Raw genomic sequence first — 14,136 nt, 5'->3', positions numbered from 1 at the left:
GGGCAGATGTCACCAGCGCTGGCTCATCGGGTGCCGCCGAGGCCCTCGTCGTCGACGCCGCGCCAGAATTCGGTGTCGTACTGGGTGTCGGGGATGGCGATCTTCTCTCCGATGTGGTGGTGGCGGCTCATCCCGCGACCGAGCTCGAGCTCCTCGGCGTCGATGTCGAGGCGGTCGACGTCGTTGAGGATGCGTTCGGCATCATTGACGATGCGACGCATCGCTGGCGAGTCGCCGTACTTCGACGCCAGCGAAGCGACGCATCGGCGCAGGCCGCCGATGAGTTCGTGCAGCTCGCTGAACTCGGTTGTGCTGGACAAGTGACCTCCTTGGGCTGAAGGGTGTCGTGAATCACATTACGCAATTGATGCTAGCCACATCACCGACTGCGGCGTGAGACAGATCACGTCAGATGGAGTGATTTCGTGGTGGACAAGCAAATTCTGAAGACGCGGGCGGACGCGCTGCTGGCGTTGCACCGCCCAGGTGACCCGGTCGTCCTGCCGACGGTGTGGGACGCCTGGTCGGCGAAGCTGGCTGTGGACGCGGGGTTCGCGGCGCTGACCGTGGGCAGCCATCCGGTGGCCGACTCGATCGGCAGGGCCGACAACGAGGGCATGACGTTCGACGAACTGCTGACCCGGGTCGCGCAGATCACCGAGGCCGTCGACGTGCCGGTGTCGGTGGACATCGAGTCCGGTTACGGGGAGGCGCCGACGCGGCTGATCGAGGGACTGCTCGGGGTGGGCGCGGTCGGACTCAACATCGAGGACACCGTGCACGCCGAGGGTGGCCGTCTGCGGTCGTCGGCCGACCACGCCGAACTCGTGGGCGCGCTGCGCAAGGCCGCCGACGACGCGGGTGTGCACGTCGTCGTCAACGCCCGCACGGACCTCTTCCTGCGCAAGGACGGCGATGACGCCGACCGCGTCGAACGGGCCGTCGCACGGTTGACCGAGGCCGCGCAGGCGGGCGCCGACGTGCTCTATCCGGTGGGCCGCCACGACGCGGACACGCTGCGCCGGCTCACCTCGGAGCTGCCGCTGCCGGTCAACGCGATCGGGCTGCCCGACGAGGACGACCCGGCGTCGTTCGGTCCGCTCGGCGTCGCCCGGATCAGCTTCGGGCCGTTCCTGCAGTTCGCGCTGGCCAAGCGGGCCAAGGAGTTGCTCGACCGCTGGAAGTGACCGCTCGCGCCGAGTGTGAACGTCACGACGCAATCGGCCCGAAAACGTCGTGACGTTCACACTCGGGCCGGCTCACACCCCCGCCCCGCTGCCCGTGAGCACACCGTGATGGCAGCGTCACACAGGGCGACATTGCGGCAATATCGGCTCCCTAGCCTCGGGACATGCCGTCAACGAAGAACGTCGTGGTCGTCGGCCACGGCATGGTCGGACACCGGTTCGTCGAGGCCCTCAGGGCGCGCGACGAGGCAGGAACCTGGCAGGTCACAGTCGTGGCCGAGGAGGCCGACGCCGCCTACGACCGGGTCGGGCTGACCGCCTACACCGAACACTGGGACCGCACGCTGCTGGCGCTGCCCGGCAACGACTACGCCGGCGACGACCGCGTCACGCTGAAGCTGGGTAGCCCGGTCACCGCCATCGACCGGGACGCCCGGACGGTTACCACTGCCGACGGCGCCACGATCGGCTACGACGCCCTGGTGCTCGCGACGGGCTCCTACGCGTTCGTGCCGCCGGTGCCCGGCCGCGATCTGCCCGCCTGCCACGTCTACCGCACGCTCGACGACCTCGACGCGATCCGCGCCGACGCCGTGCGGGCCCGCGAGACCGGCCGCACCCCGGTGGGTGTGGTGATCGGCGGCGGTCTGCTGGGCCTCGAGGCTGCCAACGCTCTGCGCGGTTTCGGCCTGGACGCCCATGTCGTGGAGCGCTCGCCGCGGTTGATGGCGCAGCAGCTCGACGAGGCGGGCGGCGCCCTGCTGGGCAGGATGATCACCGAGCTGGGCATCACGGTGCACACCGACGTCGGCACCGAGTCGATCAGGCCGGCGCAGCGCAACCGGCCGCTGAAGCGCTCCGCCGAGGACGACTCGATGCGGGTGGCGCTGAGCGACGGGAGCTTCATCGACGCCGCGGTGGTCATCTTCGCCGCAGGTGTGCGGCCGCGCGACGAACTGGCCCGCGACGCCGGGCTGGAGCTCGCCGAGCGCGGTGGCGTGCTGACCGACCTGTCCTGTGCCACTCGCGATCCCGCCATCTTCGCGATCGGCGAGGTGGCCGCCATCGAGGGCCGCTGCTACGGACTCGTCGGCCCCGGCTACACCAGCGCCGAGGTGGTCGCCGACCGACTGCTCGGCGGTGCGGCCGAGTTCCCGGAGGCCGACCTGTCCACCAAGCTCAAGCTGCTCGGAGTGGACGTGGCGAGCTTCGGCGACGCGATGGGCCGCACCCCGAAGTCCCTCGAGGTCGTCGTCAACGACGCGGTGAACCAGACCTACGCGAAGCTGGTGCTCTCCGACGACGCCAAGACGCTGCTCGGCGGAATCCTGGTCGGCGACGCGTCGGCCTACGGGGTGCTGCGGCCGATGGTCGGCGAAGAGCTGCCCGGCGACCCGATGGCCCTCATCGCACCGGCCGGAAGCGAGGGTGGCGCAGGTCAACTCGGTGTCGGCGCGCTGCCGCCTGCCGCGCAGATCTGCTCGTGCAACAACGTCACCAAGGGCGACATCAGCGGCGCCATCGCCGGCGGCTGCTGCGACGTCGCGGGGCTGAAGGCGTGCACCAAGGCGGGCACGTCGTGCGGGTCGTGCGTGCCGCTGCTCAAGCAGCTGCTGGAGGCCGAGGGCGTCGAGCAGTCCAAGGCGCTGTGCGAGCACTTCAGCCAGTCGCGCAGTGAGCTCTTCGAGATCGTCTCCGCGACCTCGATCCGCACCTTCACCGGCCTGATCGAACGCTTCGGCACCGGAAAGGGTTGCGACATCTGCAAACCTACGGTCGCCTCGATCCTGGCGTCGACGAGTTCCGACCACATCCTCGACGGCGAGCAGGCGTCACTGCAGGACTCCAACGACCACTTCCTGGCCAACATCCAGAAGAACGGCAGCTATTCGGTGGTGCCGCGGGTGCCGGGCGGCGACATCACGCCCGAGCACCTGATCCTGATCGGTGAGATCGCCCGCGACTTCGGCCTTTACACCAAGATCACCGGCGGCCAGCGCATCGACATGTTCGGCGCCCGGGTCGATCAGCTGCCCGACATCTGGCGCAGGCTCGTCGAGGGCGGGATGGAGTCCGGGCAGGCCTACGGCAAGTCGCTGCGCACGGTGAAGAGCTGCGTGGGCAGCGACTGGTGCCGCTACGGTCAGCAGGACTCGGTGCAGATGGCCATCAACCTCGAACTCCGCTACCGCGGCTTGCGGTCCCCGCACAAGATCAAGATGGGCGTGTCGGGCTGTGCCCGCGAGTGCGCGGAGGCGCGCGGCAAAGACGTCGGCGTCATCGCCACCGAGACGGGATGGAACCTCTACGTCGGCGGCAACGGCGGCATGACACCCAAGCACGCGCAACTGCTCGCCGGAGACCTCGACGACGAGACCCTGGTGCGCTACATCGACCGGTTCCTGATGTTCTACATCCGCACGGCCGACCGGCTGCAGCGCACCGCGCCGTGGGTCGACGCGCTCGACGGCGGGATGGACCACCTGCGTGAGGTGGTCTGCGAGGACTCGCTGGGTCTGGCGGCCGAGTTCGAGGACGCCGTCGCGCGCCACGTCGACGGCTACGCCTGCGAATGGAAGGGCGTCCTCGAGGACCCGGACAAGCTGTCGCGGTTCGTGTCGTTCGTCAACGCGCCGGACGTGCCCGACCCGACCGTCGAGTTCACCGAGAACGGCGGTCGCAAGGTGCCGGTGTCCATCGGAATGCCCACGATCAAGCCCATGCAGGAGACCACATGACGCTCATCGACGACCGCAGGGAACGCGATCCGCAGCATGACGCGGACTGGACGCCGGCCTGCCGGTACGACTACCTGATCCCGAACCGGGGCGTCGGCGTGCTGCTCGCCGACGGCTCCCAGGTCGCGCTCTTCCGGCTGGACGACGGAACGCTGGCCGCCGTCGGCAACATCGACCCGTTCTCCGGGGCCGCGGTGATGTCGCGCGGCATTGTCGGCGACCGGGCCGGCCGCGCCACCGTGCAGTCGCCGATCAAGAAGCAGGCATTCGCGTTCGACGACGGCAGCTGTCTGGACGATCCGGCGGCGTCCCTGCCGGTGTACCGCGCCCGGATCACCGCCGAGGGGTTCGTCGAGGTGGCACCGGCCTAGCGACGGTCGCGCCAAATCTGACGTTTGCCTGCACGCTGCGCGGGTACTTCCGCCGCATGTCGCCGGGTGGTGAATGCGTCGACGGACCTTCGCTGGAGCGCCGCGACATCGGCAGGCGCATCGATGACGCGATCGCGCTCATGGCCGACACCGGTCAGCGCCGCGCCAACACCGAGCGGCTGGGTGACATCACCATGCTGGCGGTGCGCCTGCTGCCGGCTGTCGACCACGCGGGCATCACCTGTATCGGGGAAGGCATCCTCATCCGGTCGATGGCCGCCACCGACGGCCATCCGCTCGTCCTGGACAACATCACCCGCCGCGTCTGCGAGGGCCCGAGTCTCAGTGCGGCCTACGACGGCCGGCCGTACCGCGCCGACGACCTGACCGACGACACCCGGTGGCCGGCGTTCGCCCGGCAGGCCATGGTGAGCACGCCGGTACGAGCGGTGGTGGCGGTTCCGGTGTGCCTCGGCGGCGAGGTCCGGGCGGCGCTGAACCTCTACGCGGACAACGCAGGCGGACTCGAGGACGGCCTCGAGGGAACCGCCGAACTGCTCGCGCGGCACATCGGGCTGATGATGACGGGGCAGTCCCGTCGCGGGTCGGCCCGCAGGGACGTGATCAACCAGGCGAAGCTGCTGTTGATGGAAAAGTTCGGCGCCGACGTCGCGCAGGCGTACTCGTTGCTCGTGGCGATGGCCAAGGAGCAGCACGACTCGATCGAGTCGGTGGCGCGGCTACTCGTCGCGGGCGGCCCGCAGGACGCCGGCAACGTCAACTGACATCCCCGTTCGAGCGCTACGCCGGGACCGTCACCCGCGCCCGCCGGAACCGGCTGGCGATCAGGCGCACCAGCCCCGGGTGCGTGCCCAGCGGGGCGGTCACGACGTCGGCGCCGCTGGCGCGCAGTCGATCCTGGAACAGTCCCTCGGACAGCAGATAGGACGCCACCACCACCCGGCGTCGGCCGCGCCGGCGCAGATCGGCGACCGCGTCGGCCACCCTCGGCTCGCCGGTGGCGGCGAAGGCCAGCTCGACGCGGGACCCGGTCAGCGCCGACAGCCACGTCGCGGTGGTGTGCAGGTCGCGTTGCGCCGCAGGGTCCGAGGTGCCCGCCGCGGCCAGCACCACCGAATCGCCCTGCTGCCAACCTGATTCGATGAGGCGGTCGGCCAGCACACGGATCAGCTGCGGATCGGGCCCCAGCGCGTCGGTGACCGTCACGTCCGGATGGCCGCTGGCATGCACGTGTTCGGGGATGTCGACGCCGACGTGATAGCCGCGCGACAGGAACGCGGGCACCACGAGCGCCGGTGCGTCGGGCAACCTCCGGAGGACCTCGGCCGGCGTGGGTCCCAGCACGTCGACGAACGCGACGTGAACCTGTCGCCCCAGCGTCGCGGCGACCTGCTCGGCGATGTCACCCACCAGGGCGACGCCACGTTGCTTGCGGGTGCCGTGCGCCACCAGCACCAGGTGGGCCGCGGGGTTCACCGGGCCGCCGCCATTCCCTCGTCGACCGCCAGCCGGTACCCGCGCTTCACCACGGTCGAGACGATGTGCTTGTCGCCCAACGCAGTTCGCAGTCGCAGCACGGCCGTCTCCACCGCGTGGGTGTCGGTGCCGCCGCCGGGCAGGGCGTCGAGCAGGTCGGTGCGCGACACCACGTCTCCGGGCCGGTGTGCCAGTGCGCGAATCGTCGCCATGGCGGCGGGCGAGAGTGACTTGACCACGCCGTCGACCATCACGCAGGTGCCGCGGATCTCCAGCACGTGCCCGGCGACCTTCACGGTTCGTGACTGCAGAAGTGGCAGCTCGTCAGTGATGTGGCGGGCCAGCGCACCCAGGCGCATCCGTTCCGGCGCGGAGGTGGGCACGCCGAGGCGCACCAGCGGTCGGGCGGTGACGGGTCCGACGCACATCGCGTGCACGTCGGTGCGCAGCGCCGACAGCACCCGGTCGGCGATGCCCAGTTCGGTGGCCCGCATGAGCACCGACGCCACCGCGGGCGCGGAGGTGAAGCTGACGGCGTCGAACTTCTCGTCGGCGATGCCCGCCACCAACTGGTCGAACTCGCCGTCGCGGGGAGCCGGGTACCAGCGGTACACCATGATCGGCACCACCTCGGCGCCGGCGGCTCGCAACTCGTCGAGGAACTCGGGGAAGGGGTCCCAGTCGTTGGTGGCGCCGTGCAGCTGCACGGCGATGCGCATGCCGGCGATGCCGCCCTCGACCAGGTAGTGCACCAGTTCGCGGGAGGATTCCGACTCCGGGGACCACTCCTCGGGCAGTCCTGCCGCGCGCAGGGCCCCGGTGGCCTTGGGTCCGCGGGAGACGATGCGGGCCTTGCCGAGCGAGGCGACGAGCTCGCTCGCCAGCCCCCACCCGTCAGCGGCCGCGACCCAGCCGCGGAATCCGATGCCGGTGGTGGCGATGACGATGTCCGGCGGTACGTCGATCAGCGCCTCGGTGTGCGAGCGCAGCTCGTCGTCGTCGGGCAGCGGCACCATCGTGATGGCGGCGGCACTCGTCACTGTGGCGCCCCGCCGCCGCAGCAGCGTGGCCAGTTCGTCGGCTCGGCGGGCGGAGGTCACCGCTACCCGGAAGCCGGTGAGCGGCGCCCAGTCAGGCTCACTCATGCTCTCTGTCTATTCAGCTCGTGTTTCGGGACGGTTACCCGGCCATTGCCGAGGTATGTCGCTCGTCGCGATCTGTGGTGATCTCGGCCATGCCGGGACGCCGCACGTAGCGCGCCCAGGTGACCACGGAGGCCACCACGTAGAACACCGCGAAGATCCAGAACGCCGAGGTCGCCGACCCACTGCTGAGGTATGACTGGCGCAGCGCGAGGTTGATGCCCACCCCGCCCAGCGCGCCGACCGCGCCGGCGAAGCCGATCAGCGCGCCCGACATCGCCCGTGACCAGTTCACCCGGTCGGCCTCGCTGAGATCGAGCGACCGGCTCCTGGCGTCGAAGATCGACGGGATCATCTTGTAGACCGACCCATTGCCGACTCCCGACAGCAGGAACAGTGCGATGAAGCCGACGACGTAGCCCGCCATGGTGGTCGCGGTGGCCGCGCCGGCGCTGTGGTCGTCCATCGTGCTGATCGCCACCAGCAGCCCGGCGGCCAGGATCATCCCGGCGAACACCGCGAGGGTGACCCGTCCGCCGCCGATGCGGTCGGCGAGCTTGCCGCCGTAGACCCGCGACAGCGAGCCGAGCAGCGGGCCGACGAACGCGATCTGCGCGGCGTGCAGCGAGGCCTCGGCCGGCGACTGCCCGCCCGCGGCGAAGTTGATCTGGAGCACCTGGCCGAACGCGAAGGCGAAACCGATGAACGAGCCGAAGGTGCCGATGTAGAGCAGCGAGATCACCCAGGTATCACGTTCGCGCAGAATGTCTTTCATCGCGGTGAAGTCGATCTTGTGTTGTTCGAGGTTGTCCATGTACCTGGCGGCGCCGATGCCCGCGATCGCCAGCGCCACCAGGTAGACCGCGCACACCCAGTACGGCTGGCGGTTGCCTGCGGCGGCGATGACGAGCAGACCCACCAGCTGGATCATCGGCACGCCGATGTTGCCGCCGCCTGCGTTGAGCCCGAGCGCCCAGCCCTTGAGCCGCTGGGGGTAGAACGCGTTGATGTTGGTCATCGACGAGGCGAAGTTGCCGCCGCCGAAGCCGGCCAGCGCCGCGCACAGCAGATAGGGCCACAGCGGAAGGCCGGGATTGGCCAGCAGCAGCATCGTGCCGACTGTGGGGATCAACAGCACGAATGCGGAGAACACCGTCCAGTTGCGGCCGCCGAACGTCGAGGTGGCCAGCGTGTAGGGGATGCGCAGGCAGGCGCCGACGAGGGTGGCGGTGGCGCCGAGCAGGAATTTGTCGCCGGCCGAGAAGCCGTAGACGCTCTCGGGCATGAACAGCACCATCACCGACCAGATGGACCAGATCGAGAAGCCGATGTGCTCGGCGGCGACGGACCAGATCAGGTTGCGGCGGGCGATGTGCTTGTTGCCGGCCTCCCAGGCGACGACGTCCTCGGGATCCCAGTCGGTGATGCGATGCGGCATGGCGCACACGCTAGGAACACTGCGTTACCCGAAAGCGCTCCGTGATGACTCGTGCGTGAAATTCCACTCACCCACGGGGTTCGGGCTCTGTGAGGTCACCCCGGGCTCACCAGACGTCGCCGGCGCGCCAGTCGCAGATCAGGTCGGCGGAGCGGTCCAGTTCGACGGACACCGGGAGCACGAACACGCCGTCATCGTCATCGGGCGTGCGGACGGTCCCGGTCGGCGTCAGGGCCGACGTCTGGCCCTGCCACGGCAGCCAGCCGCGCGAGACGTACATGTCGCGGGCCAAGTCCGAGGAACCCAGCGCGCCGACCTGGTAGGCGCCCCGGATCACCTGTTCGACGGCGTCCATCACCGCGCTGCCCAGCCCGCGACCCCGCCAGTCCTCGTGCACCGCGACCGCTTCGACGTAACCGCAGCGCAGTGGGGTGTCGCGGTAGATGAGCCTGCGCTGCACCACTGCGCCGTGGGCGACGATCGCGCCGTGGTGCCAGATGAGGGCGTGCATCCCGCCGAGCGCGTGTTCCCAGTCGTCGTCGTCGAAGTCACCGTCCGGATCGCCGCGGAAGGCGTCCACGACCATGCGATGGGCGCGGTCGCGCGTCTCGGCGTCGAGGTCGGCGGTGTGGACCAGGCGCGCGGTGTGGACCACGGTGTGCACACAGTTGTTCTACCAGGATGCGCGCCGGCGCACACGGGTCAGCGGTTCACCCGGCGCCGAACGGCAGGCGTGGCCGCGCCCAGTGCAGCCGCAGCGTCTGGCCCGGCCGGATCTGCGCGAGTTTGTCGATGTCGTCGCCACACACCACACCGATGACGGGGTAGCCGCCCGTCACCGGATGGTCGGGTCCGAGGATGACGGGAAAACCGTTGGGCGGCACCTGGATCGAGCCACGGGTCGCGCCCTCGCTGGGCAGCTGGCGGTCGGTATTGCGGTACTCGAGCGGCATGCCGACGAGCCGGATCCCCACCCGGTCGCTGTGTTTGGTGACCTGCCAGTTGGTGCGCACCAGCACGTCGGGGTTGGTGAACCAGTCGTCACGCGGGCCGGGCACGACCCTCAGTTCGAGCACGTCGTCGTCGATTGCGGCGACCGGCGCCTGGTCCAGCTCGGGGAAGTCGGCGGTGTGCTCGCCGACCGGCAGCACGTCGCCGGGTCGCAGCGGGGTCGGTCCGATCGCCGACATCACGTCGTAGCTCCGGGAGCCAAGCACGGGCGTGACGTCGATGCCGCCGCGCACGGCGAGGTAGCTGCGAAGGCCGCAGTACGGGACGCCCAGCGAGATCACGTCGCCGTCGTGCGCATAGTGAATGCTGTTGGTGCCGAACGGCTTACCGTTCACCGACGGGTCGGCGTCGGCGCCCGTCACCGCGATGGCGACGTCGCCGCCGTGCACCCTGGCGGTGAGGCCGCCGAGGGTGATCTCGACGGTCGCCCGGTCGTTCGGGTTGGCCACCAGGCGGTTGGCCAGGGTGTGGGAGCGGCGGTCGGCAGCTCCGGAGCGCGACACGCCCAGGTGGGACATGCCGGGCCGGCCCAGGTCCTCGACCAGCGCCAGCGGCCCTGTTCGCAGGATTTCCAGCGTGGTGGTCATCGCGTGCCTCCTAGTCGACGGACCGGAACTCGACCCACTTGCCCGGCGTCAGCAGGGCGGGTTCGTCGCGGTCGATGTCCCAGAGCGCGGCCTGACCCTCGGCGGTGCGGCCGATCAGCTGCCAGCCGCCGGGGGACTGGCGCGGGTAGACGCCGCTGAACTCGCCGGCCAGGCCGACCGACCCGGCGGGCACCTTGGTCCGTGGCTCGCTCCGGCGCGGTACGTGCAGCCGGTCGTCCCCGCCGACGAGGTAGGCGAATCCCGGCGCGAAACCGCTGAAGCCGACACGCCACAGCGTGCCGGTGTGGGCCGCCACCACCGCAGCGGTGTCGAGCCCGGTCAGGCGCGCCACCTCCTCGAGATCGGGGCCGTCGTAGACGACGTCGATGACGACGTCGGCCCGGCGGTCCGCAGCGTCGGCTGCCACCTCCGACCGGTCCGGCTGAAGCGTTGCGAGGCGTTGCCGGGTGGGGGCCTGGTACCGCGGCCCGGCGAGCGTGACCAGCACGGTGCGTGCGCCGGGAACGACGTCGAGGACACCGGGCAGATCGGCGTGGTGGATCGCGGCGGCCCACGCCAAAACCTCAGAGATATCGTCGAAGTCAAGTAAAAGTGCTCGATCGCCATAGTCGTGCACGGTGCCGAGGGCCATCCGCTGATATGACTCTGCTGCCACTGTCATTTGCACAAGCTACCGCCGAGTAGCGTCCCGCGGGCGAACTTTGTACAAGTTGCCAGAAGAGCCTTAACGCTCGCTCATACGGCTGGCTGGTAGGTCGGTTCGCGGCGCTTGATGGCGCCGATGACGCGGTAGGTGACGGGCAGCAGCGCCGCCTCGACCGCGGTCTTGTACAGCCAGCCGAGCGCCGCGTAGACGGCGAAGGAATTCATGTTGCCGAATCCGATGATCGGCGCCGCGATCGCACAGAACACCAGGGTGTCGCAGAACTGGCCCACCACCGTCGAGCCGAGCAGCCGGGCCCACAGGTGGCCTTCCTTGGTGCGCTGCTTGATCCAGACGACGAGGTAGGCGTTGACCATCTGGCCGGCGAGGAAGCCGCCGAGGCCGGCGATCGCCAGTCCGGTGATCGACGCGACGGTGCTGGCCAGCGCGTCCTGGTTGGCGTAGTCGGGGGCGGCGGGCAGCCGCACCGTGAGCCACAGCACCAGCACCGCCAGGGCCTGCATCGCGAAGCCGACGAACACCGCGCGGCGCGCCGCACGGAAGCCGTACACCTCGCTGAGCACGTCGCCGATGACGTAGGTGAGGGGGAAGACGAGGAAGCCCCCGTCGGTGAGCAGCGGTCCGAACGCCACCCCCTTGGTGGCGGCCACGTTCGAGATCAGCACCAGTCCGGTGAAGACGGCCAGCAGCGTCGGGTAGTAGGCCGAGCCGATGCTGGCGGAACCGCGGTGGTCGAGATCGGTGCTGGTCACCCGAACAGTGTCTCAGGACAGTGCGGCCGCCAGCCGCGGTGGGAGCTGGTCGGCGACCAGTGGGTAGGACAGTGGCGAGGCGAAGGCGATGGCGCCTGCGAGTTCCCGCCCGGTGAAGACGTGGCGGTTGCGTGACGTGGCCGACAGCCCCGCGACCGCGGGGTCGGCCAGCAGGGCGGCCTGTTCCTCGTCGCTCTCGGTGGTCCAGATCAGCACGTCCGCGGCGTCGAGAACGGACGCCATCTGGTCGCGCGGGATCAGGGCGGGCACGTCGGGGACGGTGAATCCGAGCGCGGTGAGGAACTCGGTGCGCCAGCCGGGCACCGTGGCCTGCGCGCTGTCGCGGTAAAGCGTGCCGCGCAGCAGGATGGCTTTCTTGCCGCCGAACTCGGGATTGTTCTGCCCCGCGGCGGTGAATTTCTCATCGACCGCGCCGATCTGGCCGGCCATGTCGTCGGCCTTGAAGACGGCCTGGCCGATGACGGTGGCCTGCTCCTTCCACGGCTCGAAGAATGCGGCCGGTCCGGACTGCGCGATGGTCGGTGCGATCTCGGACAGCCGGGTGTAGGTGTCTGCGTCGAGCCCGGCGTTGGTGGCCACGATGAGGTCGGGCTTCAGTGCCGCGATCGGCTCGATCTGCAGGCCGTCGGCGAGGCTGAGCACCACGGGCTGGGCGGCGCCGAGCCGGGGCCGGGCCCACGTCCAGACGGCGAACGGTTCCGCGCCGAACCACTCGGTCACCGCGACGGGCACCACGCCGAGGGCGAGCAGGTCGTCCTGTTCGGTGAGGCCCGCGCTGACGACGCGGGTGGGCGGGGCCGGAATGCGGGTCTCGCCGAAGGCGTGGGTGACGGTGACGGACCCGTCCTTCGCGACGGTGCCCGGTTTGTCGGAGCCGCACGCGGCCACCAGTGTCGCGACCCCGGCGGAGGCCAGGAAGCCGCGCCTCGACCAGGCCGTGCGCACCGGCCGAGCCTAACCGCTAGCCGACCTCGAAGTTGCCGAACAACACCAGCGCAAGGCCGAGCGCGACGACGATGTTCACCACGGTGGCCGAGGCGAACACCGCGACCGGCCGCCATCCGGCTTCTCGCAGCCCCTTCAGCGAGAACTCCAGGCCGATCGCGACGAACGCGAAGATCAGGAACCAGGTCCGCAGATCGTTGACCGTGGTGATGGCGGCCTTATCGCCGCCCCACTGCAGGTACAGCGTGCCGATCACCGACGCGGCGATGAAGCCGAGCACGAACTTGGGGAACCGCTCCCAGAACTGGCCGAGGGTGGGCCGGGCGTCCTCGGCGCTGCGCCGTTCGACCTTGAGTGCGAAGTAGGCCGTCAGGGCGATCGCCACGATGCCGATGAGCGCGTTCTGTGTGGTCTTGACGATGGTGGCGATCTGCAACGCGTCCTCGCCGGCGATCGCACCGGAGGCCGCCACCGCGGCCGTGGTGTCGATGTTGCCGCCGATCCATGCGCCTGCGACGGCGTCGGACAGCCCGAACTCGCCGGCCAGCCAGGGCAGCAGGAAGATCGACGGCAGCGCGAAGGCGATGACCAGCGATGCGGCGTAGGCGAGTTGCTCGCGCTTGGCCTGCACCGCACCCGCCGCCGCGATCGCCGCGCTGACCCCGCAGATCGACACGGCCGACGCGAGCAGTGCCCGCAGCTTGTCCTCCAGCCCGAGCCGGCCGCCGAGCCACCAGGTGAAGCCGAAGACGATCGAGATCAGCAGCAGGGCCTGGATGATGGCCGGGCCCGCGGCGGTGACGAGGAGTTTGAGGTTGATCGACGCGCCGAGCAGTACCAGCCCGGTCTTGATGAAGAACTCGGTGCGGAACCCGGCCGACAGCGCGTCACGCAGTGCCAGCCTGCTCAGCACCGCATTGCCCAGCAGGCCGAATGCGATGGCGTACACCGGGAATTCGATGGACTTGGCGACACGCTCGAACGGAGTCCCGTCCGCCCACTGCGGCACCTGCGCCTCGAAGAAGCGGGTCAGGGCGCCCAGCGCCAGCACCACGAGCACACCGGCGACGGCGTAGCCGATGCCAGCCGAGGAGGTCCGGTTGTCGCGGCGTTCCTCGCCCGCGTACTCCTCCTCGGTGGCCTGCTCGGTCACGGGATCACGCTGCCCGGGATCGCGCCGGCGAGCACGAGCGCGAGCAGCGCCAGGCCGACGATGACGGCGAGCCAGTCCTCATTCATGGGTTGGCAACCTACCTGCGTTCCGGGCGGTCGACGCCGGTTGCGATCAGCGCGAATCCAACCCATCAGGTCAGACGAGGAACTGGGTGCCGTCCGAGGTGAGCACGGCGCCCTGTGTGATCTGGCCGCTCTCGAGGCCTCTGAACAAGAGGCCGACGGTGTCGCCCGCGCCGGCCTCGTCGACCGGTTTGCGGACGACCTCGATGGCGTCGATGGGGGCGGACACGCCGCCACCGATGCGGACGACGTCGCCGACGCGCACCGTCCCGCTGTCGATGACGCCGTGGGCGACGACGCCGCGCCGCCGGATCGCGAACACGTCCTGCACAGTCATGGAGAACACGGTCCCCGACGCTACCGAGGGTAGCCAGATCGCGAAGCGGATCGTGGTCGGACAGGTCAGTGAGCGAACGATCAGACTGGTGACGTAGGCGGCCGATATCCTCAATAGCGTTGTGGCACAGACCCAGACACCGCCGCAGCCGGATTGTTGCGCCATCCGGTCAGCCTGTCTGTGCCCCCG

Annotated in this window: 15 protein-coding genes; 4 read left to right on the top strand and 11 right to left on the bottom strand. The window is 69.8% G+C overall.

Annotation, left to right across the window (positions count from 1 at the left end; all coding sequences use genetic code 11):
- Positions 1 to 23 precede the first annotated feature (23 nt).
- Positions 24 to 320, bottom strand: a complete 297-nt coding sequence (locus tag H7I41_RS04990; RefSeq protein WP_264011464.1) for an Rv0250c family protein — start codon at positions 318 to 320, stop codon at positions 24 to 26.
- Between the two features lie 108 nt (positions 321 to 428).
- Between H7I41_RS04990 and H7I41_RS04985 the strand changes: the two genes are divergently transcribed.
- The 4 genes from H7I41_RS04985 (at position 429) to H7I41_RS04970 (ending at position 5,081) form a co-directional block, all read left to right on the top strand.
- On the top strand, positions 429 to 1,187 hold the full coding sequence (locus tag H7I41_RS04985; RefSeq protein WP_264011463.1) for an isocitrate lyase/PEP mutase family protein: 759 nt from the start codon (positions 429 to 431) through the stop codon (positions 1,185 to 1,187).
- Between the two features lie 164 nt (positions 1,188 to 1,351).
- The gene (nirB, locus tag H7I41_RS04980) at positions 1,352 to 3,925 is read left to right on the top strand and encodes a nitrite reductase large subunit NirB (RefSeq protein ID WP_264011462.1); all 2,574 of its coding nucleotides are present in this window, start codon (positions 1,352 to 1,354) and stop codon (positions 3,923 to 3,925) included.
- On the top strand, positions 3,922 to 4,296 hold the full coding sequence (nirD, locus tag H7I41_RS04975; protein ID WP_264011461.1) for a nitrite reductase small subunit NirD: 375 nt from the start codon (positions 3,922 to 3,924) through the stop codon (positions 4,294 to 4,296). Before nirB ends, nirD begins: the two co-directional genes overlap by 4 nt.
- Before the next feature lie 56 nt (positions 4,297 to 4,352).
- Positions 4,353 to 5,081 (top strand): ANTAR domain-containing protein, encoded by a 729-nt coding sequence (locus tag H7I41_RS04970; protein ID WP_264011460.1) that lies wholly within the window; start codon positions 4,353 to 4,355, stop codon positions 5,079 to 5,081.
- Between the two features lie 16 nt (positions 5,082 to 5,097).
- Here the strand turns inward: H7I41_RS04970 and H7I41_RS04965 are convergent, their stop codons facing one another.
- The 10 genes from H7I41_RS04965 to H7I41_RS04920 all read right to left on the bottom strand — a co-directional run bounded on the left by H7I41_RS04965 (position 5,098) and on the right by H7I41_RS04920 (position 13,956).
- Positions 5,098 to 5,793: a sirohydrochlorin chelatase gene (locus H7I41_RS04965; protein WP_264011459.1), complete on the bottom strand. Its 696-nt coding sequence runs from the start codon at positions 5,791 to 5,793 to the stop codon at positions 5,098 to 5,100.
- The gene (locus H7I41_RS04960) at positions 5,790 to 6,938 is read right to left on the bottom strand and encodes a uroporphyrinogen-III synthase (protein ID WP_264011458.1); all 1,149 of its coding nucleotides are present in this window, start codon (positions 6,936 to 6,938) and stop codon (positions 5,790 to 5,792) included. The genes H7I41_RS04965 and H7I41_RS04960 overlap by 4 nt, the downstream gene beginning before the upstream one ends.
- A gap of 34 nt (positions 6,939 to 6,972) precedes the next feature.
- On the bottom strand, positions 6,973 to 8,373 hold the full coding sequence (locus H7I41_RS04955; RefSeq protein ID WP_264011457.1) for a nitrate/nitrite transporter: 1,401 nt from the start codon (positions 8,371 to 8,373) through the stop codon (positions 6,973 to 6,975).
- Positions 8,374 to 8,479: 106 nt separating this feature from the next.
- Positions 8,480 to 9,037 (bottom strand): GNAT family N-acetyltransferase, encoded by a 558-nt coding sequence (locus tag H7I41_RS04950; protein ID WP_264011456.1) that lies wholly within the window; start codon positions 9,035 to 9,037, stop codon positions 8,480 to 8,482.
- Between the two features lie 46 nt (positions 9,038 to 9,083).
- Positions 9,084 to 9,971, bottom strand: a complete 888-nt coding sequence (locus H7I41_RS04945; protein ID WP_264011455.1) for a 5-oxoprolinase/urea amidolyase family protein — start codon at positions 9,969 to 9,971, stop codon at positions 9,084 to 9,086.
- A gap of 10 nt (positions 9,972 to 9,981) precedes the next feature.
- On the bottom strand, positions 9,982 to 10,653 hold the full coding sequence (locus H7I41_RS04940; RefSeq protein ID WP_264011454.1) for a 5-oxoprolinase subunit B family protein: 672 nt from the start codon (positions 10,651 to 10,653) through the stop codon (positions 9,982 to 9,984).
- 74 nt (positions 10,654 to 10,727) lie between these two features.
- A complete protein-coding gene (locus H7I41_RS04935; RefSeq protein WP_264011453.1) occupies positions 10,728 to 11,408 on the bottom strand; it encodes a queuosine precursor transporter in 681 nt (226 codons plus the stop codon).
- A 12-nt stretch (positions 11,409 to 11,420) separates the two neighbouring features.
- Positions 11,421 to 12,374, bottom strand: a complete 954-nt coding sequence (locus H7I41_RS04930) for an ABC transporter substrate-binding protein (RefSeq protein ID WP_264011452.1) — start codon at positions 12,372 to 12,374, stop codon at positions 11,421 to 11,423.
- A gap of 16 nt (positions 12,375 to 12,390) precedes the next feature.
- Positions 12,391 to 13,527, bottom strand: a complete 1,137-nt coding sequence (locus tag H7I41_RS04925; protein WP_264011451.1) for a YeiH family protein — start codon at positions 13,525 to 13,527, stop codon at positions 12,391 to 12,393.
- A 156-nt stretch (positions 13,528 to 13,683) separates the two neighbouring features.
- The gene (locus H7I41_RS04920) at positions 13,684 to 13,956 is read right to left on the bottom strand and encodes an EF-Tu/IF-2/RF-3 family GTPase (protein ID WP_264011450.1); all 273 of its coding nucleotides are present in this window, start codon (positions 13,954 to 13,956) and stop codon (positions 13,684 to 13,686) included.
- Positions 13,957 to 14,136 lie beyond the last annotated feature (180 nt).

This window comes from [Mycobacterium] manitobense (genome assembly GCF_025821665.1).
Classification (GTDB): Bacteria; Actinomycetota; Actinomycetes; order Mycobacteriales; family Mycobacteriaceae; genus Mycobacterium; species Mycobacterium arseniciresistens.
The sequence above is the reverse complement of the archived record's forward strand: the minus strand, read 5'-3'. Positions and strand labels throughout refer to the sequence as shown.

Excerpts from the sequence above, each read along its gene's own strand:
- nirB (WP_264011462.1), top strand. The coding sequence starts at position 1,352 with ATGCCGTCAACGAAGAACGTCGTGGTCGTCGGCCACGGCATGGTCGGA.
- nirD (WP_264011461.1), top strand. The coding sequence starts at position 3,922 with ATGACGCTCATCGACGACCGCAGGGAACGCGATCCGCAGCATGACGCG.
- H7I41_RS04970 (WP_264011460.1), top strand. The coding sequence starts at position 4,353 with ATGTCGCCGGGTGGTGAATGCGTCGACGGACCTTCGCTGGAGCGCCGC.
- H7I41_RS04960 (WP_264011458.1), bottom strand. The coding sequence starts at position 6,938 with ATGAGTGAGCCTGACTGGGCGCCGCTCACCGGCTTCCGGGTAGCGGTG.
- H7I41_RS04955 (WP_264011457.1), bottom strand. The coding sequence starts at position 8,373 with ATGCCGCATCGCATCACCGACTGGGATCCCGAGGACGTCGTCGCCTGG.
- H7I41_RS04945 (WP_264011455.1), bottom strand. The coding sequence starts at position 9,971 with ATGACCACCACGCTGGAAATCCTGCGAACAGGGCCGCTGGCGCTGGTC.
- H7I41_RS04940 (WP_264011454.1), bottom strand. The coding sequence starts at position 10,653 with ATGACAGTGGCAGCAGAGTCATATCAGCGGATGGCCCTCGGCACCGTG.